Source organism: Chitinolyticbacter meiyuanensis (assembly GCF_008033135.1).
In the GTDB taxonomy this organism is placed as follows: Bacteria; Pseudomonadota; Gammaproteobacteria; order Burkholderiales; family Chitinibacteraceae; genus Chitinolyticbacter; species Chitinolyticbacter meiyuanensis.
On the sequence record NZ_CP041335.1, the window covers coordinates 2,091,978 to 2,114,859 of the forward strand.

25 protein-coding genes are annotated in these 22,882 nt (G+C 64.4%); 23 read left to right on the top strand and 2 right to left on the bottom strand.

Annotation, left to right across the window (positions count from 1 at the left end; genetic code table 11):
* Positions 1 to 25 precede the first annotated feature (25 nt).
* From FLM21_RS10125 to FLM21_RS10235, 23 genes are all read left to right on the top strand, one after another.
* The gene (locus tag FLM21_RS10125) at positions 26 to 1,126 is read left to right on the top strand and encodes a 2-aminoethylphosphonate--pyruvate transaminase (RefSeq protein WP_148715452.1); all 1,101 of its coding nucleotides are present in this window, start codon (positions 26 to 28) and stop codon (positions 1,124 to 1,126) included.
* Positions 1,127 to 1,261: 135 nt separating this feature from the next.
* Positions 1,262 to 2,095 (top strand): phosphonoacetaldehyde hydrolase, encoded by an 834-nt coding sequence (gene phnX, locus FLM21_RS10130; protein WP_148715453.1) that lies wholly within the window; start codon positions 1,262 to 1,264, stop codon positions 2,093 to 2,095.
* The gene (locus FLM21_RS10135) at positions 2,095 to 3,522 is read left to right on the top strand and encodes an FAD-dependent oxidoreductase (RefSeq protein WP_148715454.1); all 1,428 of its coding nucleotides are present in this window, start codon (positions 2,095 to 2,097) and stop codon (positions 3,520 to 3,522) included. The genes phnX and FLM21_RS10135 overlap by 1 nt, the downstream gene beginning before the upstream one ends.
* 342 nt (positions 3,523 to 3,864) lie before the next feature.
* On the top strand, positions 3,865 to 4,569 hold the full coding sequence (locus FLM21_RS10140) for a beta-ketoacyl synthase chain length factor (RefSeq protein ID WP_148715455.1): 705 nt from the start codon (positions 3,865 to 3,867) through the stop codon (positions 4,567 to 4,569).
* Entirely contained in the window at positions 4,562 to 5,344 is a 783-nt protein-coding gene (locus FLM21_RS10145; protein WP_148715456.1) for a lysophospholipid acyltransferase family protein, read from the top strand. The genes FLM21_RS10140 and FLM21_RS10145 overlap by 8 nt, the downstream gene beginning before the upstream one ends.
* Positions 5,331 to 5,591: a phosphopantetheine-binding protein gene (locus FLM21_RS10150; protein ID WP_148715457.1), complete on the top strand. Its 261-nt coding sequence runs from the start codon at positions 5,331 to 5,333 to the stop codon at positions 5,589 to 5,591. The genes FLM21_RS10145 and FLM21_RS10150 overlap by 14 nt, the downstream gene beginning before the upstream one ends.
* 55 nt (positions 5,592 to 5,646) lie before the next feature.
* The gene (locus FLM21_RS10155) at positions 5,647 to 5,901 is read left to right on the top strand and encodes an acyl carrier protein (RefSeq protein WP_148715458.1); all 255 of its coding nucleotides are present in this window, start codon (positions 5,647 to 5,649) and stop codon (positions 5,899 to 5,901) included.
* A 5-nt stretch (positions 5,902 to 5,906) separates the two neighbouring features.
* Positions 5,907 to 6,449 (top strand): COG4648 family protein, encoded by a 543-nt coding sequence (locus FLM21_RS10160; protein ID WP_222846814.1) that lies wholly within the window; start codon positions 5,907 to 5,909, stop codon positions 6,447 to 6,449.
* Positions 6,442 to 8,136 carry an ApeI family dehydratase gene (locus FLM21_RS10165; RefSeq protein ID WP_148715460.1) on the top strand — a complete coding sequence of 565 codons (1,695 nt, stop codon included), beginning with the start codon at positions 6,442 to 6,444 and terminating at the stop codon, positions 8,134 to 8,136. Before FLM21_RS10160 ends, FLM21_RS10165 begins: the two co-directional genes overlap by 8 nt.
* The gene (locus tag FLM21_RS10170; RefSeq protein ID WP_148715461.1) at positions 8,133 to 8,879 is read left to right on the top strand and encodes a glycosyltransferase family 2 protein; all 747 of its coding nucleotides are present in this window, start codon (positions 8,133 to 8,135) and stop codon (positions 8,877 to 8,879) included. The genes FLM21_RS10165 and FLM21_RS10170 overlap by 4 nt, the downstream gene beginning before the upstream one ends.
* A complete protein-coding gene (locus tag FLM21_RS10175) occupies positions 8,876 to 9,826 on the top strand; it encodes a lysophospholipid acyltransferase family protein (protein ID WP_148715462.1) in 951 nt (316 codons plus the stop codon). Before FLM21_RS10170 ends, FLM21_RS10175 begins: the two co-directional genes overlap by 4 nt.
* Positions 9,807 to 11,354, top strand: coding sequence for an HAL/PAL/TAL family ammonia-lyase (locus FLM21_RS10180; protein ID WP_246120868.1), 1,548 nt, complete (start codon positions 9,807 to 9,809; stop codon positions 11,352 to 11,354). Before FLM21_RS10175 ends, FLM21_RS10180 begins: the two co-directional genes overlap by 20 nt.
* Entirely contained in the window at positions 11,344 to 11,760 is a 417-nt protein-coding gene (locus tag FLM21_RS10185; RefSeq protein ID WP_148715463.1) for an acyl-CoA thioesterase, read from the top strand. The genes FLM21_RS10180 and FLM21_RS10185 overlap by 11 nt, the downstream gene beginning before the upstream one ends.
* Positions 11,757 to 12,365 (top strand): outer membrane lipoprotein carrier protein LolA, encoded by a 609-nt coding sequence (locus tag FLM21_RS10190; protein ID WP_222846815.1) that lies wholly within the window; start codon positions 11,757 to 11,759, stop codon positions 12,363 to 12,365. The genes FLM21_RS10185 and FLM21_RS10190 overlap by 4 nt, the downstream gene beginning before the upstream one ends.
* A 1-nt stretch (position 12,366) precedes the next feature.
* On the top strand, positions 12,367 to 14,736 hold the full coding sequence (locus FLM21_RS10195) for an MMPL family transporter (RefSeq protein WP_148715464.1): 2,370 nt from the start codon (positions 12,367 to 12,369) through the stop codon (positions 14,734 to 14,736).
* Positions 14,733 to 15,809 (top strand): class I SAM-dependent methyltransferase, encoded by a 1,077-nt coding sequence (locus FLM21_RS10200; protein WP_148715465.1) that lies wholly within the window; start codon positions 14,733 to 14,735, stop codon positions 15,807 to 15,809. Before FLM21_RS10195 ends, FLM21_RS10200 begins: the two co-directional genes overlap by 4 nt.
* Before the next feature lie 17 nt (positions 15,810 to 15,826).
* Entirely contained in the window at positions 15,827 to 16,369 is a 543-nt protein-coding gene (locus FLM21_RS10205) for a DUF3261 domain-containing protein (protein WP_187360175.1), read from the top strand.
* Between the two features lie 3 nt (positions 16,370 to 16,372).
* Positions 16,373 to 17,569: a beta-ketoacyl-ACP synthase gene (locus tag FLM21_RS10210; protein ID WP_148715467.1), complete on the top strand. Its 1,197-nt coding sequence runs from the start codon at positions 16,373 to 16,375 to the stop codon at positions 17,567 to 17,569.
* Positions 17,566 to 18,021, top strand: coding sequence for a hotdog family protein (locus tag FLM21_RS10215; protein WP_148715468.1), 456 nt, complete (start codon positions 17,566 to 17,568; stop codon positions 18,019 to 18,021). The genes FLM21_RS10210 and FLM21_RS10215 overlap by 4 nt, the downstream gene beginning before the upstream one ends.
* Positions 18,014 to 18,745 carry a 3-oxoacyl-ACP reductase FabG gene (gene fabG / locus FLM21_RS10220; RefSeq protein WP_148715469.1) on the top strand — a complete coding sequence of 244 codons (732 nt, stop codon included), beginning with the start codon at positions 18,014 to 18,016 and terminating at the stop codon, positions 18,743 to 18,745. Before FLM21_RS10215 ends, fabG begins: the two co-directional genes overlap by 8 nt.
* Positions 18,742 to 19,974, top strand: a complete 1,233-nt coding sequence (locus tag FLM21_RS10225; RefSeq protein ID WP_148715470.1) for a beta-ketoacyl-ACP synthase — start codon at positions 18,742 to 18,744, stop codon at positions 19,972 to 19,974. The genes fabG and FLM21_RS10225 overlap by 4 nt, the downstream gene beginning before the upstream one ends.
* Before the next feature lie 27 nt (positions 19,975 to 20,001).
* The gene (locus FLM21_RS10230; protein ID WP_148715471.1) at positions 20,002 to 20,445 is read left to right on the top strand and encodes a hypothetical protein; all 444 of its coding nucleotides are present in this window, start codon (positions 20,002 to 20,004) and stop codon (positions 20,443 to 20,445) included.
* On the top strand, positions 20,405 to 20,935 hold the full coding sequence (locus tag FLM21_RS10235) for an excinuclease ATPase subunit (protein ID WP_246120870.1): 531 nt from the start codon (positions 20,405 to 20,407) through the stop codon (positions 20,933 to 20,935). The genes FLM21_RS10230 and FLM21_RS10235 overlap by 41 nt, the downstream gene beginning before the upstream one ends.
* Before the next feature lie 66 nt (positions 20,936 to 21,001).
* On the opposite strand, the gene FLM21_RS10240 is transcribed toward FLM21_RS10235, so the two are convergent.
* Together FLM21_RS10240 and FLM21_RS10245 are read right to left on the bottom strand one after the other, a co-directional pair.
* Positions 21,002 to 21,331 carry a DUF3325 domain-containing protein gene (locus FLM21_RS10240; protein WP_148715472.1) on the bottom strand — a complete coding sequence of 110 codons (330 nt, stop codon included), beginning with the start codon at positions 21,329 to 21,331 and terminating at the stop codon, positions 21,002 to 21,004.
* Entirely contained in the window at positions 21,328 to 22,875 is a 1,548-nt protein-coding gene (locus tag FLM21_RS10245; RefSeq protein ID WP_222846816.1) for a PepSY-associated TM helix domain-containing protein, read from the bottom strand. Before FLM21_RS10245 ends, FLM21_RS10240 begins: the two co-directional genes overlap by 4 nt.
* Positions 22,876 to 22,882 lie beyond the last annotated feature (7 nt).

The window sequence follows — 22,882 nt, forward strand, 5'->3', positions numbered from 1 at the left end:
TCATCTATATGATTGGATCTATCCCATGCGTGAACCGATATTGCTGACTCCGGGCCCCCTGACGACCAGCCTTGCGACCAAGACCGCGATGCTGAGCGACTGGGGATCGTGGGACGGTGCCTTCAATGCGCTGACCGCCGACGTGTGCCGCCAACTGGTGGAGATTGCCGGTGCCAGCGACACGCATGTGTGCGTGCCGCTGCAGGGCTCGGGCACCTTCGCAGTCGAGGCCGCCATCGGCAACCTGGTGCCACGCGATGGCAAGCTGCTGGTGCTGGTGAACGGCGCCTACGGCAAGCGCATGGCCCGGCTCACCGAGGTGATCGGCCGCCAGGTATCGGTCTATGAAACGCGGGACGACACGCCGCCCAGCCCGGTCGAAGTCGCCGCGCGGCTGGCTGCCGATCCGGGTATCACCCATGTCGGTGTGATCCAGTGCGAGACCAGCACCGGCATCCTCAACCCGGTGGCCGAGATCGCCGACGTCGTCGCAACAGCCGGCCGCCGCCTGATCATCGACGCGATGAGTGCCTTCGGCGCCTTGCCGCTCGATGCGCGCGAAGTGCAGTACGACGCGCTGATCGCCTCCAGCAACAAATGCCTGGAAGGGGTGCCCGGCATGGGCTTTGTCATCGTCCGGCACGATGCGCTGCAGGCGGCCGAGGGCAACAGCCATTCGCTGGCGCTCGATCTGGTCGATCAATACCGCTACATGCAAAAGAGCGGCCAATGGCGCTTCACTCCGCCCACCCATGTGGTGGCCGCTTTCGCCGCAGCGCTTGACCAATACCAGGCCGAGGGCGGCCAGCCGGCACGGTTGGCGCGCTACCTCGCCAACTACGCCACGCTGTGCGAGGGCCTGGAGCAACTGGGCCTGCGCCGCTTCCTGCCCGCCGAACTGCAGGCACCCATCATCGTGACCTGGCATGCGCCAGCCCATTCGGGCTACGACTTCAAGCGCTTCTACGAGGCGGTGCGCGCACGCGGCTTCGTGCTCTACCCGGGCAAGCTGACCGAGGTCGAGACCTTTCGCGTTGGCTGCATCGGCGCGATCGATCATGCCGAGATCCGGCAGGCGGTGGCGGCGGTGGGGGAGGTGTTGGCGGAGTTCGGGTGGGATGTTTAGCGCCTGCGGCGTGGGGTTTGACACGCTGGTTCCGCCGGGCGGAACCGACATCAAACACCGCGCCGAAGGCGCAAAACAACAGATTTCAACTCAATACGCTGCGATACAGCAGCGGCCGATACAAGGATACATCCCATGATCTACAACTACGCCCGCCGCTACACCGGCCCCATCGATACCGTCGTGTTCGACTGGGCCGGCACCATCGTTGATTTCGGCTCCTTTGCACCCACGCAGGTACTGGTCGATGCCTTCGCCGGTTTTGGCATCGGCATCACGCTTGCCGAGGCCCGTGGGCCGATGGGCTTGGCGAAGTGGGATCACATCCACGCACTGGGCCAGGTACCGGCCATTGCCGCGCGCTGGCGTGCCAAGTACGGCCGTGACATGGGCCGTGGCGATGTCGATGCGGTCTACGAGGCCTTCATGCCGCTGCAGGTGGCCAAGGTCGGCCAGTATTCGGCGCCGATCCCCGGTGCGCTGGAGGCAGTGGCGGCGCTGCGCGTGCGCGGCATCCGCATCGGCTCGTGCTCGGGGTATCCGCGCGTGGTGATGAACGAGCTGATCAAGATCGCGGCAGAATCGGGTTATACGCCGGATTGCGTGATCGCCACCGACGACCTCAAGCCCGGCGGTCGGCCGGGTCCGTGGATGGCGCTGGCCTGCATGATCGAGACCGGCAGCCGGGATGTGGCGGCCTGCGTGAAGGTCGACGATACCGTGCCCGGTATCGAAGAGGGCTTGGCGGCCGGGATGTGGACGGTGGGCTTGTCGGCATCGGGCAACGAAGCGGGGCTGAGCTGGGATGAGTGGACTGCGCTGTCGCCAGAGGCTCAGGCCGCGCGCTGCCGCCCGGCCGAGGACAAACTGCGCCGCGCCGGCAGCCATTACGTGATCCGCACAGTGGCCGAGCTGCCGGCGGTAATCGCCGAGATCGAGGCGCGGCTGGCTCGCGGCGAGCGGCCCTGATGTCGGCGCGCTTTGCCCCGCCGCGCAGCGAGCCGGTGCGGCCGTTCTGGCTGGCACAGGCACTGACCCTGGAAGCGCGGCCCGAGCCGGCGCCGCTGACGCACGATCGCGATGTCGATGTCTGCATCGTCGGCGGTGGCTATACGGGGCTGTGGACGGCGATCCAGCTCAAGCTGACGCAGCCGGAACTGACCGTGGCGCTGATCGAGCGCGACGTGTGCGGCGCCGGCGCGTCCGGCCGCAATGGCGGTTGCCTGCTCACGCTATCGACCAAGTATCTGTCGATGCGCCGGCTGTTCGGCGAGGCAGAAGCGTTGCAGCTGGTCCGCGAATCAGAGCATGCGGTCGAAGCGATCGCGGCGTTCTGCCGTGCCCACCAGATCGATGCCGACATCCGGCTCGATGGCGCCCTGTACACGGCAACCAGCACCGCGCAGCTCGACGCCATGGTGCCGGTGCTGGCTGCGCTCGATGCTGCGGAGGCGAACAGCTGGCTGCACTGGCCGGCACCCGATGTGCGAAAACGCGCGGCATCGCATGCGCACCTCGAGGGGCATTACTCGGCGTTGGCCGGCAGCGTGCACCCTGGCAAGTTGGTACGTGGCCTCGCGCGCGTGGCACGGCAGCTGGGCGTGCAGTTGTTCGAAAACACTGCGATGGAAAATCTGGTACACGGCGAGCGGCTGGAGGTGGTCACACCATGCGCTACCGTGCGTGCGGGGCGGGTGGTGCTGGCGCTCAACGCCTGGATGGCGACTGCGCTTCCGCACTTCGAGCGCAGCATTGCGCTGGTGTCGTCGGACATGGTCATCACTGCGCCGGTGCCGGACCTGCTGGCCGCCATCGGGCTCAACCACGGCACCGCCGTGCTCGATAGCCGCACCTTCGTCCACTACTACCGCAGTACCTGCGACGGCCGGGTGATGCTGGGGAAGGGCGGCAATACCTTCGCCTATGGCAACCGCATGCTGCCGGCGTTCGATGCGCCCAGCGACTACGAGGCCGAGCTTACCCGCGCGTTGCGCCGCTTCATCCCGCAACTGGCCGAGGTGCCGATCGCTGCTTCGTGGACCGGCGCGTCCGATCGTTCGGTGACCGGGCTGCCGTTCTTCGGCCGCCTGCAGGCTGATTCGCGCGTGGTCTATGGCTTCGGCTATTCCGGCAACGGCGTAGGCCCGAGCTACCTTGGCGGGCTGATCCTCAAATCGCTGGTGCTGGATGAGGACAACGCCTGGACCCGCTCCGGGCTTGCCACCGGCCCACGTGGCCAGTTTCCACCCGAGCCCATCCGCTATGTCGGCGCGCTGACGGTGCGTGACGCCATCCGTCGTAAAGAGGCCCGTGAGGATGCCGGCCTGCCGCCCCGCTGGTGGGATGCGCAAATGGCCAAGCTGGCAGCGGCGGCGGGCAAGGCGGACAAGGGTTGATACCTGGCCAGGCGGGCAGCGGTCGAAAATCGTAGTGCTTTGCGCTTGGTCACGGGATGGCGATGAATGGCGCTGTAACGTCGTTCGCAAAACTACTGATTCTGCTTCGCGCAGGCGAATGTTTTTACAATCTTTCTTGTAAAGTAAAATTTATTGCCGGCAAACGTACGTTGCTTTTGATTTGTGTGCCAAATTTATCGCGCGCGCACATGCCTGCATTGATGGCTGATTTTGTAAGTATCTATTTGGGCATCGAGAGAATTAAGCGTAGAACGTTGATCTGCTTACATGCAGAAGCACGGTAAAATGTGTTAAAAATGCCGACTTTTTTGTGTGACCTGCATGTACCGCTTTTCTGTTTCGACTTGGGCCGCGTGGGCGCCTGGGCTGGAGTCCCAATCTGATTGGGCACGCTGGCTGCAGTCGCCGTGGGCCTTGCCTGAAGAGGCAAGCCCAGCGTTGCGTGAAATGCCGGCGTTGATGCGCCGTCGTGCCGAGTTGCTGGGCAGGATTGCACTGCAAGTGGCGTATTGGTGCCAGTCGCAAGCCAGGGTAGATGCCGTGATCTGGGCCTCCCGATATGGGGAGATCGATCGATCGCTGGCGCTGCTAGACAACGTCGCGTGCAACGAACCGATGTCACCGACCGCATTCAGCATGTCGGTACATAACGCGGTGGGCGCGTTGTATTCGATTGCCCAGGGAAATGTCGGCAATTACTTGGCGGTGGCCGCCGGCGACGACACCATCCCCGCGGCATTCTGCGAGGCCGCAGGCCTGTTGGCCGATGGTGCGCAGCAAGTGTTGCTGATCGCCTACGATGCACCGTTGCCCGAGCGTTACGCCCATTTCGATACGAAAGTCGGCTTTCCTCGCGCCTGGGCCTGTTGCCTGGCCCAGGCTCCCGCCGGTGGCTTCTCGCTGGCGCGCGATGAAACGGCCGCCAGCGTCGGCGGTTTGCCGGATGATCTGGCTGCCCTGCGCTTTCTCACCACCGATGATGCGATGCTGGTGCAAAACGGCTGGCGGTGGCAACGCCATGCTTGAGCATCTCAATCGTGGCTGGCGCGTGATCGCGACGGCCATCGCATTTTCGGTGTTTGGCCTGGGCGGATTGTTGCTGCGCCTGGTTGCCGTGCCATTGCTCGGCGGCTGTCGCTGGTGGTCGCGCGAGCAGCGGGCCCGTATCGCCCGTCGCGGCGTGCACCTGAGCTTCCGTGCCTTCATTGAGCTGATGCGCGTGCTGGGCATCCTGACCTACGAGGTACATGGTCGGCAACGGCTGGATCGGCAAGGCCTGCTGATCCTGGCGAACCATCCCACGCTGCTCGACGTGGTGTTCCTGATTTCGCTGGTGCCCAATGCCGATTGCGTGGTGAAGGGCAGCCTTGCGCGCAATCCCTTCACCCGTGGGGCATTGCGCCTGACCGATTACATCTGCAACGACAGTGGCGCGGGCCTGGTCGAGGATTGCATCGCCTCATTGCAGCGCGGGAACAATCTGATCATCTTTCCCGAAGGCACCCGCACGCCTGTGGATGGGCCGATGAAACTGCAACGCGGTGCGGCCAACATCGCGGTGCGCGGGCCGAATGACATCACGCCGGTCCAGATCCGCTGCGAACCGCGCAGCCTGACCAAGGGGCTGCCGTGGTGGCGCGTGCCACCGCGGCCTATGCATTTCACCGTGGCGGTCCAGCCGGATCTCGCGGTGCGCGCCTTCCTGGAGGCCGCGGGTGGCGAAGCCATTGCCGCGCGCGAGCTCACCACCTATCTGCACGACTATTTTTCCAAGGACGTTTCCATCCATGCTCGCGCTTGAACAAGAAATCAAGGCACTCGTGATCGAGTCGCTGAACCTCGAGGACATCGGTCCGGACGATATCGATACGGACGCGCCGTTGTTCGTCGAAGGACTGGGGCTCGATTCCATCGATGCGCTGGAGCTGGGCCTCGCCTTGCAGAAGCGCTACGGTGTCACCCTCTCCGCCGATTCGGCGGAAACGCGAGCCCACTTCGCCAGCGTGAAGGCGCTGGCCACCTTCGTTGCCGTGGCCCGCAAGCAGTAACCGTTGTCCCGTTTTGCGATGGCCCTCACCATCACCCGATTTGGCAGGAATACGCATGACCAAGCAAGAAATCTTCGACCGTCTCAGCAGCATCCTTCAGCAGACATTCGACATCGACCCGGCGCGCATCGTGCCGGAGGCGCGTCTTTATGAAGACCTGGACATCGACAGCATCGATGCGGTCGACATGATCGTTCAACTGCGTTCGCTCAGCAGCAAGCGGCTGCAGCCGGATTCGTTCAAGTCGGTGCGCACGCTACAGGACGTGGTCGATGCCTTGCATGGCCTGATCGAAGAACCCGTGGCCTGAACGCGGTGCGTTGGTTGTTGCCGGGCCTGCTGACGCTGGCCTATCCCGCGCTGGTCTACCTGAGCCTGGGGTATCTGGAGCCGCGCTGGCTCGCATTGTTGCTGGTTGCCCTCGCGCTGCTGCGAGCCGCGGCGACGCGCGATCGCATGTGGCTGCTGGCCGCCGCCGGTGGCCTGCTGCTCGCCGGGGCGGGCATGATCAGCAACGCGCTCATGCCGCTGCAGTTGTATCCGGTGCTGGTGAATGCCGTGCTGCTGGTGATATTCGGCAGCAGCCTGGTCTTTCCGCCCACCGTGATCGAGCGCCTGGCGAGATTGCGGGAGCCGGACCTTCCAGAAGCAGGCGTGCGATACACCCGCAAGGTGACCTGGCTCTGGTGCGGCTTCTTTGCATGCAACGGTGGCATCGCGTTGGGGACTGCGCTGTGGGCCAGCCCGGCAGTCTGGGCGCTATATAACGGCGTGATCGCCTATTTGCTGATGGGCCTGCTGTTCGCCGGCGAATGGCTGGTCCGCCAGCGGGTGAGGGCGGGGTATCGCCATGGCTGAGTTCCTGTCACTGGCCGATGTACTTGCCTATCGCGACCCGCAGACGCGTATCGCCGTGCGCGCCGGGCAGCTTTGCGATGCCGCTGCGTTCCGCCTGCGCATTGCCGCATGGCGGGCCGCGTTTACAGCGCAAGAAGGTCGTCGGTGGGCACTGTTCTTCGATGACGCATACGAGTTCGCTGCGGCCCTGTTCGGGGCCTGGCATGCTGGCGTAGAGCCTTATCTGCCGGCCGACGCACAGGCGGCGACCGTGGCGCGGCTGCGGCGCGAAGTCGATGGTCTTGCCGGTGATTGGCCCGCGCCCTTGCTCACATTGCAGGCTGAGCAGCCTGCCGCAGACGCGGACACCGATTTTCCTGCGCTCGGCACTTCCTGCCGCTTGGTGGTATACACCTCCGGCTCCAGTGGCGAGCCCACTGCCATTGCCAAGCGACTTGACCAGCTCGATAGTGAGGTGGCTGCGCTCGCGCGATGCTGGCCGCAACTGCCCGAGGATTGCCTGGTCCATGGAACAGTGTCGCACCAGCATATCTACGGCCTGCTGTTCCGCGTGCTTTGGCCGCTGGCAGCTGGGCGCCCGTTTGCGGCTGCGCAATTGCGTCTGCCCGAACAGATGGCTGCCGAGCTGGCCCGGCAGCCATCACTGCTGGTGACGAGTCCTGCTCATCTGAAGCGCCTGCCGGCTGCGGTCGATTGGTCTGGCGCGAAAGCCAGGCTGGCGGGCGTGTTCTCGTCGGGCGGCCCACTACCTGAATCCGCGATACCGCTTTGTGCACAACTGCTGGGCCAGTCGCCGGTGGAAATCTATGGCAGCTCCGAAACGGGGGGCGTGGCATGGCGGCAACGGGGCGGGGTGGAGGCCGTGGATTGCTGGCAGCCGTTGCCCGGCGTCAAGCTGCGTGCGACGTTGGCGCATCTGGAAGTCCGGTCCGCCCACCTGCCGGACAACGGCTGGCACGCCATGCCGGATCGCGTACGTTTTCATGACGAGGGATTCGAGTTGCTGGGACGGGCCGATCGCATCGTCAAGATCGAGGAAAAGCGCGTATCGCTGGATGCACTGGAGGCGGCGCTGCTGCAAAGCGGATTGCTGCAAGACGCGCGTGCGCTGACTCTGCAAGGTGAGCGTTCCATACTCGCCGTCGTTGCTGTGCCCAACGATGCAGGCTGGGCATTGCACGACAATGGTGGAAAACGGGCGTTGAACGACGCGTTGCGCGATGGCCTGCGGGGCGTGGTGGAGCCGGTGGCGCTGCCGCGGCGCTGGCGCTACCCCTGGGCGCTGCCGGTGAACAGCCAGGGGAAGACCACTGCTGCGGCGCTTGTCGATTGCTTCGATCTGCGCGAGCCGGAGGCGCGCCTGCTGCATGCCGATGCCAACGAAGCCCAGCTGCGCTTGGCGATCAATGCCAAGCTGCCGTATTTCGACGGCCACTTTGCCCTGGCTCCGGTACTGCCCGGCGTGGCGCAACTGGAATGGGTGGTCGGGCTGGGGCGTCGGCTGTTCCCGCTGCCGAGCCGCTTCCTGCGGCTGGAGACCGCCAAGTTCCAGCACGTGATTGCACCTGGCGCCATGCTCGATCTGGAACTGAAGTTCAACCCGGAGCGCGGCAGTCTGGCTTATCTGCTCTCTTCGTCTGCTGGCGTGCATGCCAGTGGCAGGGTTGTGTTCGGGGATGCGGCATGAAGTGCTGTGCCGTGATTCCGGTCTACAACCATGGCGACGCGGTCGGCGCCGTGATCGCCGCGCTGCGCGGCCATGCGCTGCCGGTGATCCTGGTCGACGACGGCAGCGAGTCATCTTGCGCTGCCGTGCTGGATGGCTGGGCGGCGGGCGATCCTGAACACATCGCCGTAGTGCGTCTCAATGAAAACCAGGGCAAGGGCGGTGCCATGATGGCGGGCCTCTCCGAAGCGCATCGACGTGGCTACAGCCACGCGCTGCAGATCGATGCCGACGGCCAGCACGATGCGGGCGACATCGCTGCTTTCATTGCGGCGAGCCAGGCGCAACCGACCGCGCTGATCTGCGGCTGCCCGGTATACGACGAGAGCGTGCCGAAGGCACGACGCTATTGCCGTTATCTCACGCATGTTTGGGTGTGGATCAATACGCTGTCGTTCGCCATCCGCGATTCCATGTGCGGTTTCCGCATCTATCCGCTGGCGCCGACGGTGGCGCTGATCGATGCCAGACAGATCGGCAAGCGCATGGATTTCGACATTGAAATTCTGGTACGGCTGTTCTGGCGCGACATGCAGATCGTCAACATGCCAACCCGCGTGCATTACCCTACCGATGGCATTTCGCATTTCCGTGCCTGGCGCGACAACGTGTTGATCTCGCGCATGCACGCGCGGCTGTTTTTCGGCATGTTGCTGCGCTCGCCGCTCCTGCTGGCACGCAAGCTCGCGCGGAGTGTGGCATGAGCAGGCAAAGCAGTTCGCGCCATTGGGCGCAGATGGGCGAAAACACCTTCGTCTTCGGCACGTTGTTGCTGTTCTGGATCTACCGGATACTGGGTCGCTGGCCATTCCGTTTCTGCCTGCTGCCGGTAGTGTTCGTGCAGTGGCTGTGTCAGCCGGTGCTACGTGCATCATCGCTGCAGTACCTATCCCGCTTGCAGCAGGCAACCGGCGCGCTCGGGCGCGATCCCGACTGGCGCGACAGCCTGCGCCACGCCTGGCTGTTCGCCGAAACCATGCTCGACAAGCTGCTGGCGGTATCCGGGCGTTATCGCGAGGCCGATGTGCGTATCGTCGGCGGCGAGGTGGTCTACCAGGCGGCATTGGCCGGGCAGGGCGCGGTCATCGTCACCGCTCACCTCGGTTGCCTGGAGCTGTGCCGCGTGCTCGGCGAGCGTCGTCCCGGCTTCAAGCTCAATGTACTGGTGCACACCCGGCACGCGGTGCGCTTCAACCAGCTGCTCAAGCGCCTGAATCCGAATAACGAGCTGACCCTGCTGCAGGTGACGGAGATCGGGCCAGCCACGGCGCTGCTGCTGGCCGAGAAGCTCGCCGCCGGTGAATGCATAGCCATCGCGGGAGACCGGATTCCGGTGGCTGGCGGCCGTACCGTCACCGTCGATTTCCTCGGCCATCCCGCACCGTTCCCGATCGGGCCGTACGTACTCGCCAGCTTGCTCAAGTGCCCCTTGTACCTGCTTGGCTGTATCCACGAGGGGCGGGGCTACGCCGCCCATTTCGAGTGCCTTGCCGAGCGGATCGTGCTGCCTCGCCAGGATCGCGAATCTGCCCTGCAACGCTATGCCGCCGGCTATGCGGCAGCCGTGACTGCGCTGCTGCAACGCTCACCATATGACTGGTTCAATTTCTTTGCTTTCTGGGATCAAGCCCATGATGTCCGTTCCAACTGATCCCATCCGTTTCGACGGCACACGCTTGGCGATCGAGGATGTGGTGGCCTTGTCGGCCCGTAGCTGCGTCGCCGAATTGTCCATGGATGCGGCATTCCGGGCGCGCATTACCCGCGGCGCCGATTTCCTCGATCGCTTGCTTGCCGAGGATGGCGTGATCTACGGCGTGACCACCGGCTACGGTGATTCGTGCACGGTGACGATCCCGCCCGAGCTGGTGCCGCAGTTGCCGTACCACCTTTACACCTATCACGGCTGTGGCGCCGGCCGTTTCCTCGATGCCGAGGAAACCCGCGCGGTACTGGCCGCTCGCCTGGCTTCGCTGGCGCAGGGTGTTTCCGGCGTGAGCGTGGCTTTGCTCGAACAACTGGCAACCCTGCTGAGAGAGGACATCCTGCCGCGCATTCCCGCCGAGGGCTCGGTTGGTGCGAGCGGCGATTTGACGCCGCTGTCCTATGTTGCGGCGGTCTTGTGCGGCGAGCGCGAGGTGCTGTATCGCGGCGCGGTCCGCTCGACGGCCGACGTGTTTGCCGAGCTCGGGATCACCCCGCTCAGGCTGCGACCCAAGGAAGGGCTCGCCATCATGAATGGCACGGCAGTGATGACGGCGCTGGCCTGCCTTGCCTGGCAGCGTGCGTCCTACCTGTGTGATCTGGCCACCCGGCTGACGGCGATCAACGTGATCGCGAGTGCCGGCAATGCGCATCACTTCGACGAGGCATTGTTCGCGGTGAAGCCGCATGCGGGCCAGCAAGGCGTAGCCGCGCGCATCCGCGCCGATCTGGCCAGCGATACGCCGCCGCGCAACGAGGCACGCTTGCAGGATCGCTATTCGTTGCGCTGTGCGCCGCACGTGATCGGCGTGCTGGCTGATGCCTTGCCCTTTCTGCGGGGCATGATCGAGAACGAGCTCAACAGCGCCAACGACAATCCCATCATCGATGGCGAGCACGAGCGTGTGCTCCATGGCGGCCACTTCTATGGCGGCCATATCGCCTTTGCGATGGACAGCCTGAAGAACGCGGTGGCCAACGTGGCCGACCTGCTCGACCGCCAGTTGGCGTTGCTGGTCGATACCCGTTTCAATCATGGCCTGCCGAGCAACCTGTCCGGTGCGACCGGGCCGCGTGCCGCGATCAACCACGGCCTCAAGGCGTTGCAGATCAGCGTGTCGGCGTGGACTGCCGAGGCGCTGAAGCAGACCATGCCGGCCTCGGTGTTCAGCCGCTCGACCGAATGTCACAACCAGGACAAGGTGAGCATGGGCACCATCGCCGCCCGCGATTGCCTGCGCGTGCTGGAGCTGACCGAGCAAGTGGCTGCGGCCATGCTGATTGCTGCACGCCAAGGCTTGGCGCTGCGCGAGCGCATCGATGGCGACCTGCAGCTCACCCCCGCGCTCGTCGCCATGCAAGCTGCGCTGGCCGACCGCATTGCACTGGTCGAGGAGGACAGGGCGCTTGATCGCGAGCTGATCGATCTGTTGACCGCCATCCGTGCCCGGCACTGGAGCCTGTATGCCGATTGAACTGAGCCATGAGATCACGCTGACGCCCGCGTTCCACGATCTCGATCCGATGAACTGCGTGTGGCACGGCAACTACGTGAAATACCTGGAGTTGGCGCGCAGCGCACTCCTGGGCAAGCTGGACTATGACTACCCGCAGATGCGCGATTCCGGTTATGCCTGGCCCATCGTCGACATGCGGCTCAAATACGTGGGCATGGTGCAATTCGGTCAGCAGATCACCGTTCGGGCCGAGATCACCGAGTGGGAGAACCGGCTGCGCATCGATTACCTGATCAGCGATAGTGCCACCGGCCGCCGACTGAACCAGGCGCACACCATCCAGGTCGCGGTAGCGGTCGAGGGGTGGGAGATGCAGTACGTCTGCCCACCCATCTTGTGGGAGAAGCTGGGGGTGCAGCCATGATGGTGCGTTGGCTCACCGTGGCTGGGCTGGCGCTGGCCTGCCAGATGGCAGTTGCTGCGGATCTGGCGCAGTCGGTGAAGGCGCAACTGGCGCAACCGGCCGTGCTGCGCGGGGATTTCGTGCAGCACAGGAAAGTGGTGGGTTTCAAGAAACCGCTGGTTTCGCGCGGTGACTTCGTGGTCGCCCGCGAACGTGGCGTGCTGTGGCGGACTGTGAAGCCGTTTGCTGGCGAACTGAGGCTGACGCGTGACGAGATCGCAGCCACGCAGGATGGGCAGACCGCGTTCCGGCTGGATGCAGCGAAGGAGCCTGCCGTTCGCATGATCAACGGCCTGCTGTTTGCGCTGCTCAATGGCGATGTGACTGCGCTTGCTGGCCATTTCACGCTGGAAGGGCAGGTAGAGGCTGCACGCTGGCAATTGCAGCTGACGCCGCGTACCGCGTCGCTTGCCAAACTGATGAAGTCCATTTCGCTGCAGGGTGACGCGTTTGTCCGGCATATCGAGATCGAGGAAACCGGCGGCGATCGCACGGTGATCGATTTCACCGGGCAGCGCGCTGAACCCGCCGCCCTGAATGCCGAGGAGCGGGCGCGTTTTGACTGAAATGTCCGTCCCGTCCCGTCTTGCGCACTGGCTTGCCTGGGGGTGGCTGGCGGTTGTGCTTGTGGTCTCGGGTCACAACGCATGGTTGTGGACCGGCGGCCGCCTGCAGCTCGATACCGATCTGCTGGCCATGCTGCCGCAAAACGAACGCGAACCGCTGGTTCAGGATGCCACGCGCAAGCTCGCCGATGCCGCCACCCGGCGTATCGTGGTGCTGGTCGGCGGCGGCGACTGGGTTGCGGCGCAGCGTGCCGGCGATGCCTTTGCCGCACGGCTGCAGCAAGCCCGGTTACCGCTGGCGATCAAGTACCGGGTCGATGAGGCCGAGGCGGCAGCTTGGCTGGAGTTCTTTGCACCCTATCGCCATGGCCTGTTGACCGATGCGCAGCGGGCTGGCCTGCAGACCAAGCCGACCGAGGCGCTGGTGCAGGAGGCCATGGCCGCCTTGTACCAGCCATTGGGCATGCCACGAGTGGGGGCCTGGCAGGCCGATCCACTCAATCTGTTCGGCGGTTGGTTGGCAAGCCGGGCCAGCGATAGCAAGGTACGCGTAACGGATGGTCGGCTGTCGCTGGATGACGGTGATCGCCATTACGCGCTACTGATGCTGGAGCTGCAAGGTGCGGCATTCTCCATCACGGCGCAGCAGGCCGTGGTGCCGGAACTGGCCGAGGCGGGCGCAGCGGCGCGCGCTGTCTCCCCGCAGGTGCGGGTCCACCATGCTGGCGTGCCCTTGCATGCGGCGGCGGCGGCCGAGCAGGCCGAGCGCGAGGTTCATACCATCGGCGTGGGCTCCTTGCTTGGCATCGTGCTGTTGACCTTGCTGGTATTCAGCGCGGTGCGCCCCCGACTGCTGGTAATGCTGTCGATCGCCATCGGACTGCTGGCAGCCATCTCGGCTTGCGTCTTGATCTTCGGCCGGCTGCATCTCATCACCGTGGTGTTCGGCGCGAGCCTGGTTGGCGTGGCCGAAAACTATGGCAGCAACTACTTTTGCAACCGGCAGGGCCGGCCGGCCGCCGAGCGCTGGATGCTGCTGCGCGAGCAAGGTCCGGTGATGTGGCTGGCGATGCTGACTACCGTGATCGGCTATGCGCTGCTGGCTGTCACGCCGTTCCCGGGACTGCAGCAGATCGCGGTGTTTTCCGCAGCGGGCCTGCTGGCGGCCTTCGTCACCGTGCTCTGGTGGTTCCCCTGGCTGGATGGTGGGCGCCCTCTGGGCGAAACACGCTGGTCGCGCTGGATTGGCGGCTGGCGTGCCCGTTGGCCGACCTTTGGGCGCAATCGCCTGGCCGTGGCCGTGGTGTGCTGCACAAGCGTGCTGCTGCTTGCGGGCGTGAGCCAGCTGCACAGCAACGATGACATCCGGCAACTGCAAAGCGCCCCACCGCAGCTTGTTGCTGATCAACTGGCAGTGGGCCGCTTGCTTGATCTGCCGAGCCCCGCGCAGTTCTACCTGGTGCAAGGCAACAGCCCGGAACAGGTGCTGCAGCGCGAGGAGGCACTGAAACAGCAATTGGCGCCGCTGCTTGCACAAGGCGCGCTGCGTGGCGTGCAGGCGATCTCCGACTGGGTACCTTCGGCACGACAACAGGCCGAGGCTCGCGCTTTGCAGCAACACATGATTTTTGGCGCGAAGGGGGTACTGGCGCTCGCCGCGCGCCAGCTGGATGAATCAGTCGTGTTGCCGCATCTTGCCGCGCCGACGCTGACGGTGCAGCAATGGCTGTCCGCTCCGGTTTCGGAGCCGCTGCGTGCGCAATGGCTCGGTCGGCTTGGCGATGGGTATGCCAGCGTGGTGCTGCTACGCGGGGTGGAATCTGCCGCACGGCTGCCGGCATTGGCCGACGTCGCAAGGACAGTCGCTGGCGTGCGCTGGGTCGACAAGGTGGGTGAGGTGTCCGAGGTGATGGCACGCTATCGCCTGCTGATGGGCTGGGTGATCGTTGCGGGCTATCTGTTGGTGTTCGCCGCACTCAGCATCCGGTTTGGTCGCCAGGCTTGGCGTGCCTTGCTGCCGACTGCGGTTGCGAGCGCCATGACGGTGGCGCTGCTGGCCGTGCTCGGTCAGCCGCTGCAGTTGTTCAACGTGCTGGCGTTGCTGCTGATCCTCGGGATGGGAGTCGACTACGGCATCTTCATGCTCGAGCAGCCGGGGCGTGATCAGACCCGGCCTTTTCTCTCCATTACGTTGGCCGCCGCCTGCACGTTGCTGGCTTTCGGCCTCTTGGCGTTGTCCTCCACGCCGGCCCTGCGCGCCTTTGGCCTGACCATGCTGTTCGGCATCGCGCTGTCCTGGCTGCTGGCGCCCTTTTTCCTGCCGGCCGTGGCCGGTTGCAATGATCGATCCGACCTTGAACGAAACGAATGATGCAAGCTAAAACCTTTTCCCCCGAGCGGCAGAGTGCCTTCGCCGCGCGTTTCGAAGCGCAGAAGATCGCTTTTGCGCCGGTGGTGTTCCAGTGCGTGCGCTATGCCTGGAAGCGCGGCATGCTGCAGGCGCTGGCCGAAACCGGTGATGCCGGTTGCAGCGTGGCCGAGCTGGCTGCCACCGGGCGCTGGACCAGCTACGCACTCAAGCTGGTGCTGGAGAGCTGTCTTTCCGCTGGCGTGGTCTCGCTGCGCGATGGGCGCTACCTGCTCGACAAGACCGGCTACTGCGTGCTGAACGACGAAATCACCCGGATCAACTACGACTTCATCAACGATGTCTGCTACCTCGGCCTCGCCGACCTCGAGCGCTCGCTCGATGAGGAAACACCACTGGGGCTGAGGGTATTCGGCGAGTGGCCCACGCTGTACCAGGGGTTGGCCGAGCTGCCGGAGCCTGCAAGATCGAGCTGGTTCGCCTTCGACCATCACTATTCGGACACCTCGTTCCCGACCATCCTGCCCGACGTCTTTGCAACGGCGCCGCGGCAGGTGATGGACATCGGTGCCAATACGGGCAAGTTCAGCCGCGCGGCGCTCGAATACAACCCAGAGGCGACGCTGCACCTGGTGGACCTGCCACAGCAACTGGCAATCGCGGAGGCGACGCTGGAGGCCGCAGGTTTGCGGACGCGTGCCGAGCTGCACCCGCGCGACATGCTGCAATCCGAGGCAACCTTTCCGGCGGGCATGGACGTGATCTGGATGAGCCAGTTCCTCAGCTGCTTCAGCGAGCCGGTCATCGCCAGTATCCTGCAGCGGGCTGCTTCTGCTCTGGCGCCACAGGGGCAGGTGCTGATCCTGGACACCTTGTGGGACAGGCAGCGCTACGACATCGCTGCCTATTGCCTGATCAATACCTCGCCGTATTTCACCGCGATGGCCAGCGGCAATAGCAAGATCTACCAGTGTGACGACTATGTCCGGCTGGCCGAGGCGGCCGGCCTGAAGTTGTTGACGACGCGTGACGGCATCGGTTACTGCCATACGCTGTTGCGCTTTGCGAAGGCCTGACAATGCAGCGGATCGTCATGGTGTTGCTCTGCGTGCTGCTGATGGCCTGCACGTCGGAGCCACAGCGCCTGCACCTGCCGGCGTTGCAGCTGGCGCCGGCTGCATTCGGCGGCAATGTCAGCCTTGCCCAGCAGCTCACATTGAGCAAGGTGTCGACGGCTGAGCCGATGCCGACCCGTCGCATTGATGCCCAGCTGGAGATCGATGAGGGGCAGGTCCGGCTGGCGGGGCTTGCGCTGGGCCAGCGCGTACTGACGTTACGCTGGAACGGCGAAAAACTGGATAGCGAGCGGCATCCGCTCTTGCCCGAGGAGGTCGACGCTACGCGTGTGCTGCGTGATATCCAGCTGGTGTACTGGCCAGCCGAAGCGATCCAGGTAGCCTTGCCGCAGGGCTGGCACCTGCGGGACGAGCGACAGCAGCGGGTATTGAGTTTTGACGGCGTGGCGCAGGTGAGCATCCGATACGCCGGCGAGCCCCGCTGGATCGGGCAGGCCACGATCGATAACCGGCTGGAGCAATACCGGCTGGAGATCGATTCGGCACCGATCGAGGAATAAGCAATGCGTAAACCGGTCTATTTGAATCAGTTGGGTATCGTTTGTGCCTTGGGGGCAGGTCGGGATGAGGTCCGCCAGGCGTTGTTCGCCAAAACGCATGGCGGCGTGGCGCCGGTGGAGGAAGCCCTGCCCGGGCGCGTGCTGGACCTGGGGCGGGTCACCGTACCGTTGTCGAACGTCGAGGCCTTGCCCACGGCGTGGCGCAGCCGGAACAACGCCATGCTGCTGACGGCCTTGGCGCAGATTCGCAACGAGGTGGACTCGGCGATAGCGCGCTTTGGCGCCGAGCGCGTTGCGGTCGTGCTCGGTACCAGCACCTCCGGCATTGCGGAAGCCGAGCGGGCGATGTTCGAGCATGAACGAGTCGGTGCGCTGCCCGGCGATTTCCATCTAGGGCAGCAGGAAATGGGCTCTCCTGCGATCGCGCTGTCGTGGCTGCTGGGCGTGCGCGGTCCGGCTTATGTGATCTCGACCGCGTGTTCATCGAGTGCGAAGGCCCTGGCGAGCGCTGCCCGCCTGCTGCGGGCGGGGTTCTGCGATGTGGTGATCTGCGGTGGCGTCGATACGCTCTGCCAGTTCACTGTGGCCGGTTTCTCCGCCTTGGATTCGGTCAGCGCCGCACGTTGCAACCCGATGAGTGCCAATCGCGAGGGCATCAACATCGGCGAGGGTGCCGCGCTGTTCGTCGTCAGCCGCGAGCCGGGGCCGGTGAGACTGGAAGGCTGGGGAGAAAGCTCGGATGCCCACCATATCTCCGCGCCCGATCCGAGTGGCCGTGGCGCGCTGGCCGCGATGCGGCAGGCGCTGCAACGGGCTGGCACGATGCCGGGCGAGATCGACTACATCAACCTGCATGGCACTGCAACGCCACAGAATGATGCGATGGAGAGCGTGGCGGTCCATGCGCTGTTCGGAAGCGGCACTCCGGCAAGCTCGACCAAGCCGTTGACCGGGCATACGCTGGGTGCCGCCGGGGCGATCGAGGCGGCCATCGGCTGGCTGACACTGAACGAAAATCCGCAAGGTTACTTGCCACCGCACTGGTGGGATGGGATGGCGGATGCAGCACTCCCAGTGCTCGACCTGGTCGAGCCAGGGCGCCGGCTTGGTCGGCCGGTGCGGCGGATGCTCAGCAATTCCTTCGCCTTTGGCGGCAGTAATGCGGCGCTGGTACTGGCCGCGGCCGGAGAAAATGCATGACGGATATCGCCATCGCGGATCTGGTGCCACATGCCGGTACCATGTGCCTGCTCGATACCTTCGTCGCCGCGGAAGGTGAGTCGCTGACCGCTGAAGTCACGATCCGGGCGGATAGCCTGTTCTGTCGCAACGGCGAGGTGGGTGGCTGGGTCGGTATCGAATTCATGGCTCAGGCCGTTGCCGCCTGGGCGGGGTGGCGCGCACGGCAGCGGGGCGGCTTGCCCCAGGTGGGATTCCTGCTCGGCAGCCGCAAGTACGAATGCAGCCGCCCGGCCTTCTTTCCGGGCGAGCGCCTGCGCGTGCAGGTTACGCGCCAATTCCAGGCCGACAACGGCTTGGGACAGTTCGATTGCCGCATCGAAATTGCCGGTGACACCGTGGCAAGTGCCGCGTTGACCGTGTTCGAGCCGGACGATGCCGCAGGATTTTTGCAAGGAAAGACTCATGAATGACAAGACGGTGCTGGTCACCGGCTCCAGCCGCGGAATCGGCCGCGCCATCGCGCTGCGCCTGGCGAACGAGGGCTACGATGTGGTGCTGCATTGCCGTAGCCAGCGCGAGGAGGCGGAGGCGGTTGCCGAGCAGATCCGCAGTGCGGGCCGATCGGCACGCGTGCTGCAGTTCGATGTGGCCCAGCGCGAGCAGGCGGCCGAAGCGCTGCTCGCCGATGTCGAGGCACATGGTTGCTACTACGGCGTGGTGTGCAATGCTGGCATTGCCAGGGACAACGCGTTTCCGGCCATGCCGGGCGAGGATTGGGATGCCGTCGTCCACACCAATCTGGATGGTTTCTACAATGTGCTGCACCCGCTGACCATGCCGCTGGTGCGCCGTCGCAAGCCGGGCCGCATCGTCACGCTGGCATCGGTATCGGGCTTGATGGGCAATCGTGGCCAGGTGAACTACAGCGCTGCCAAGGCGGGCATCATCGGCGCAACCAAGGCACTGGCGGTTGAGCTGGCGAGCCGCGGCATCACCGTCAATTGCGTGGCGCCAGGCCTGATCGATACGGAGATGGTCGAGCCACACGTGCTGGAAGAGGCGCTGAAGATCATTCCGGCGCGCCGCATGGGCAAGCCGGAGGAAGTGGCGGCGGTCGTGAGTTTTCTGCTCGGCGCAGACGCCGCATACATCACGCGGCAGGTGATCTCGGTGAATGGGGGGATGATGGGATGAAGCGCGTCGTCATCACCGGCCTCGGTGCGATCAGCCCGCTGGGGCATGACTGGGAAACGGTCGAAGCTCGATTGCGCGGCGGGCGCAACGCGGTCCAGGTCATCGAGCCGTGGGCTGATTACGATGGGCTCCACACGCAGGTCGGCGCGCCGGCTGCACCGTTCACCTTGCCGGAGCACTACAACCGCAAGACATTGCGCAGCATGGGGCGGGTTGCAGTGATGGCAACGCGGGCGAGCGAGCTGGCGCTGGCGGATGCCGGCCTGCTGGGTGATCCGCTGGTCAAAAGCGGGCGCATGGGCATTGCATACGGGTCGTCTTCCGGCACGCCAGCCTCACTCGGCGACTTCGGGCGCATGGTGAACGAGAAAACCACCGAAGGCATCACTGCCACCACCTACATCAAGATGATGTCGCATACCGCTGCGGTGAACATGGGCGTGTTCTTCGGTATGACCGGGCGCATCATTCCCACCGCAAGCGCCTGTACATCCGGCAGCCAGGGAATCGGCTACGCCTACGAGGCCATCCAGAGCGGCCGCCAGGTGGCCATGCTGGCGGGAGGTGCCGAGGAGCTCGATGCCACCGAGGCGGCGGTATTCGATACCTTGTTCGCCACCAGCGTGCAATACAACGCCCGGCCCACGCTGACCCCGCGACCGTTCGATGCGAACCGTGACGGCTTGGTGCTGGGCGAAGGCGCCTGCACCATGGTGCTGGAGGAGCTAGAGCACGCCATGGCACGCGGTGCGCACATCCATGCCGAGATCGTTGGTTATGGCACCAACAGCGATGGTCAGCATGTGACCCAGCCCAAGGCCGAAACCATGGCGATCGCCATGCAGCTTGCGCTGGAGCAGGCCGGTTTGCAGCCCGCAGACATCGGCTACGTGAACGCACACGGTACCGCGACAGATCACGGCGACGTGGCCGAGGCGGCTGCAACCCATGCCGTCTTCGGGGAGCGCATGCCGATCTCCTCGCTGAAGAGCTACATGGGTCATACCCTTGGCGCTTGTGGTGCGCTTGAAGCCTGGATGACGTTGGAAATGCAGCGCGATGGCTGGTTCGCACCAACGCTGAACCTCGATACGGTCGATCCGCGCTGTGCTCCGCTCGACTATCTCACTGGCTCAGGCCGGATGCTGGATGTCGAGTTCGTGATGAGCAACAACTTTGCCTTTGGCGGCATCAACACCTCGTTGGTGTTGCGCCGCTGGGCAGCCTAAAACCCTTCGATCAGGAGTTCATGCGTCATGAAACATATCGTTTTACTGGTTGGCTTGTTGATTGCGTTGGCGCAATCCTTGGTCTTCGCAGGGGGAATGCCAGTCCCCATCGTCGATCCTTCGGTCAGCCTGCCTTCATTGACCGGAAAAACACAGACAGCGCAAGACGTGAGGGCGTACATCCTGGCGTCGGGTGCAACATTGAAGTCCGGCACAATAGCCATGCCCATGGTTGTCGACAGCGATGAGCCGGGTTTGCTCAAGCTCACCTTCAACAAGCAAAACAAGCATTTCTTCACGATCACCGTGAATTATGACGCCAGCTCGTACCAGATCAAATATGTCCAAAGCGAGAATCTCGATTACCGGGATGAGGACGGCGTGCGCAAGATCCACCGCAACTACCCGATCTGGATACAGTCATTGGTCAATGGCATTGCGGCGGCTCAATTGGCTAGTCCGTCAAATTGACTGGCAGCACGAACAGATTCCGTTGTTCTTCCCAATCTTGAAAAGGCATTTCATGAAGAAAGCAATGCTATTGCTGTCGTTGTTCGTTGCTGCGTATGCAACCCAAGCCGCCGCGCGCGACGACATCGTCAATATCTCGTTGGCTGATGTATTGGCCATGCCTGAAGCCGAAGGCAAGCTCGATGGTTCGGTGAAGTTCTTCCTGGCTGGCCAGAAAACGCCGAAAATCGTGCAAAAGCTCGATAGCGATGTGTCGAACCAGAAAACCAATGGCGTAGGTAAGAGCGATGAATTCGGCTGCAAGTGGGCCGCCTTGTCAGCATTGGTGCAATTCCAAAAATCAGCCAAGGAACGTGGTGCCAATGCCGTGGTCGATCTGGTCAGCTACTACAAGAAAAACGAAACCCGTAGCGATACGACGATCGAATGCCATGCGGGCAGCTTTGTGATCGGCGTTGCATTGAAGGGTAATTACGCCAAGATCCAATAAGACATAGGTCTTATTGATGGTGAAGAACAACGGGCGCGATGCGCCCGTTGTTCTTTAGAGCAATGGCTAGACCGCTACGGACGTGCAAAGTAGGCCTAGCGTGCCCGCCAACAGTAAAACCATGCCGACCCACCTGGGCCGATACGCCAGCCACAGCAGCTGTGCGCAGGCGCCGACGGTGAGTAGGCCTACCCACAGCACGGCGCCCTTGGGCCAGCCCAGCGCGCTGGCCGACAGCAGCAGGGTGAGGGCGAGCAGCAGCCAGCCGGTGAGGCGCAACACCTTGGCCCGCCGCGGCGACGGGGTACGGCCGAAGACGTCGCGGTGGTGACCGTCCATGGCGAGGCTCAGTGCACCGAAGGCAGCCATGCTGCAGAACAGGGCGGCGACCATCATGGCGTGTCCTCCACCAGTTGGGCGGAGGCGGCCGGCTTGCGGGCCGGGCGCGGCACCGGCAGGGCCTGGCCGGCGCGATGCACTTTCCAGGCGGCCCAGGCCAGGGCCGCGGCGGCGCCGAGCGCGGTGAGCTCGAACCCGGCGTAGGTCCAATCGCCCTGGCGTAGGCTGGCCGGCAACGATTGCGGGGTCGTGATCGCAGAAAGCAGCGGCAGCAGCGCAAAGGCCAGCGCGCCGAGACCCAGCTGTTCGCGCCAGGCTGCACGGGTCGGTCGCAACGCCGCGTGGGCCAAGGCCGTTGCCCAGACGATGAAGAAGCACAGCACTTCCTCGCTGGCGCGTTCCGGCCGGGCCAGTGGCAGCAAGCGGTTGCCCCAGAAGAAGGCGGCGACGGCGAGCGGCAGCCCGGCAACAGTGGCGATATTGAGCACCACCACGCAGCGGGTCCCGAAGCCGGCCTTGCCGGTCTTGGTGTCGCGCTGCTGGCGCTTGATGCTCCACAGTACGAGGCCGGTGGCGATCATCAGGCTGCCAACCAGGCCGGAGAGGAAATACAGCCAGCGGGTGGGGTAATCGGCAAAGCGGGCGATGTGCAGGCCGTAGATCACATCGTGGGTCAGCGTCGCCGGTCCGGGCGTCACCAGCACTTGCTGCACCTTGCCGTTGACACCATCGAATACCACGCCAGCGCCGCGCATCTGCAACTGGCCGCTGTCGGCACGGAATACGGTCACGCGCGCATTCGCATCGCCTGGCGCGGTGACCGTCACGTCACCGATCGGGCCACCTTGCCAGTGCTCGATGGCCGATCTCGCGAGCGGTGCCAGCGGTTGCAGTGGGCGGGTGATGCCGGCAGCCGTGGGCGCGGCCGGTTCCAGGCCTTGCTCGGCGTAGAACGCGGTCGCATCGCCATCGTAAAGCGCGTTGATCGCGGCCGGCATGGTCATCGACAGCAGCGTGACCAACCCGCTGTAGGTCATCACCAGATGAAACGGCAGCGCCAATACGCCCAGCGCGTTGTGGGCATCCAGCCAGGAACGTTGCGCGGCCTTCTTCGGGCGGAAGGTGAAGAAGTCCTTGAAGAAGCGGCGGTGGGTGACGATGCCGCTGACGAGCGCCACCAGCATCACCATGGCAGCGAAGCAGGCCAGCCAGCGGCCCCAGGGGTAGGGCATCTGCAGCTCGAAATGGAAGCGGTAGAAGAATTCGCCGCCCAGCGTGGCGCGCTGCTTGACCAATTGCCCGGAGCCCGGATCGAGCAGCACGTCGTGCCAACTGCCGTCCGCCGCCTCCCAGTAGAGCGGCAACGCGGTCTCGCGGGCTTCCGGCACATTGATGAACCAGCGCTTGGCCCCGTCGGCATGGCTGCGCAGATAGCGATCGGCCGCGGCGATGGCCTCGAACTGATCAACCGCCGCCGTGGGCTGGTCCGGTCGCATCCAGTGGCTGATCTCTGGACGGAACACCGCAAGGGTGCCGGTCACGAAGATGGCAAGCAGCAGCCAGCCGAGCACGAGCCCGGTCCAGGTGTGCAGCCAGGCCATTGATTGG

Coding starts and splice junctions, on each gene's coding strand:
- FLM21_RS10125 (WP_148715452.1), top strand. CDS start 26: ATGCGTGAACCGATATTGCTGACTCCGGGCCCCCTGACGACCAGCCTT.
- phnX (WP_148715453.1), top strand. CDS start 1,262: ATGATCTACAACTACGCCCGCCGCTACACCGGCCCCATCGATACCGTC.
- FLM21_RS10135 (WP_148715454.1), top strand. CDS start 2,095: ATGTCGGCGCGCTTTGCCCCGCCGCGCAGCGAGCCGGTGCGGCCGTTC.
- FLM21_RS10140 (WP_148715455.1), top strand. CDS start 3,865: ATGTACCGCTTTTCTGTTTCGACTTGGGCCGCGTGGGCGCCTGGGCTG.
- FLM21_RS10145 (WP_148715456.1), top strand. CDS start 4,562: ATGCTTGAGCATCTCAATCGTGGCTGGCGCGTGATCGCGACGGCCATC.
- FLM21_RS10150 (WP_148715457.1), top strand. CDS start 5,331: ATGCTCGCGCTTGAACAAGAAATCAAGGCACTCGTGATCGAGTCGCTG.
- FLM21_RS10155 (WP_148715458.1), top strand. CDS start 5,647: ATGACCAAGCAAGAAATCTTCGACCGTCTCAGCAGCATCCTTCAGCAG.
- FLM21_RS10165 (WP_148715460.1), top strand. CDS start 6,442: ATGGCTGAGTTCCTGTCACTGGCCGATGTACTTGCCTATCGCGACCCG.
- FLM21_RS10170 (WP_148715461.1), top strand. CDS start 8,133: ATGAAGTGCTGTGCCGTGATTCCGGTCTACAACCATGGCGACGCGGTC.
- FLM21_RS10175 (WP_148715462.1), top strand. CDS start 8,876: ATGAGCAGGCAAAGCAGTTCGCGCCATTGGGCGCAGATGGGCGAAAAC.
- FLM21_RS10180 (WP_246120868.1), top strand. CDS start 9,807: ATGATGTCCGTTCCAACTGATCCCATCCGTTTCGACGGCACACGCTTG.
- FLM21_RS10185 (WP_148715463.1), top strand. CDS start 11,344: ATGCCGATTGAACTGAGCCATGAGATCACGCTGACGCCCGCGTTCCAC.
- FLM21_RS10190 (WP_222846815.1), top strand. CDS start 11,757: ATGATGGTGCGTTGGCTCACCGTGGCTGGGCTGGCGCTGGCCTGCCAG.
- FLM21_RS10195 (WP_148715464.1), top strand. CDS start 12,367: ATGTCCGTCCCGTCCCGTCTTGCGCACTGGCTTGCCTGGGGGTGGCTG.
- FLM21_RS10200 (WP_148715465.1), top strand. CDS start 14,733: ATGATGCAAGCTAAAACCTTTTCCCCCGAGCGGCAGAGTGCCTTCGCC.
- FLM21_RS10205 (WP_187360175.1), top strand. CDS start 15,827: ATGGTGTTGCTCTGCGTGCTGCTGATGGCCTGCACGTCGGAGCCACAG.
- FLM21_RS10210 (WP_148715467.1), top strand. CDS start 16,373: ATGCGTAAACCGGTCTATTTGAATCAGTTGGGTATCGTTTGTGCCTTG.
- FLM21_RS10215 (WP_148715468.1), top strand. CDS start 17,566: ATGACGGATATCGCCATCGCGGATCTGGTGCCACATGCCGGTACCATG.
- fabG (WP_148715469.1), top strand. CDS start 18,014: ATGAATGACAAGACGGTGCTGGTCACCGGCTCCAGCCGCGGAATCGGC.
- FLM21_RS10225 (WP_148715470.1), top strand. CDS start 18,742: ATGAAGCGCGTCGTCATCACCGGCCTCGGTGCGATCAGCCCGCTGGGG.
- FLM21_RS10230 (WP_148715471.1), top strand. CDS start 20,002: ATGAAACATATCGTTTTACTGGTTGGCTTGTTGATTGCGTTGGCGCAA.
- FLM21_RS10235 (WP_246120870.1), top strand. CDS start 20,405: ATGGCATTGCGGCGGCTCAATTGGCTAGTCCGTCAAATTGACTGGCAG.
- FLM21_RS10240 (WP_148715472.1), bottom strand. CDS start 21,331: ATGATGGTCGCCGCCCTGTTCTGCAGCATGGCTGCCTTCGGTGCACTG.
- FLM21_RS10245 (WP_222846816.1), bottom strand. CDS start 22,875: ATGGCCTGGCTGCACACCTGGACCGGGCTCGTGCTCGGCTGGCTGCTG.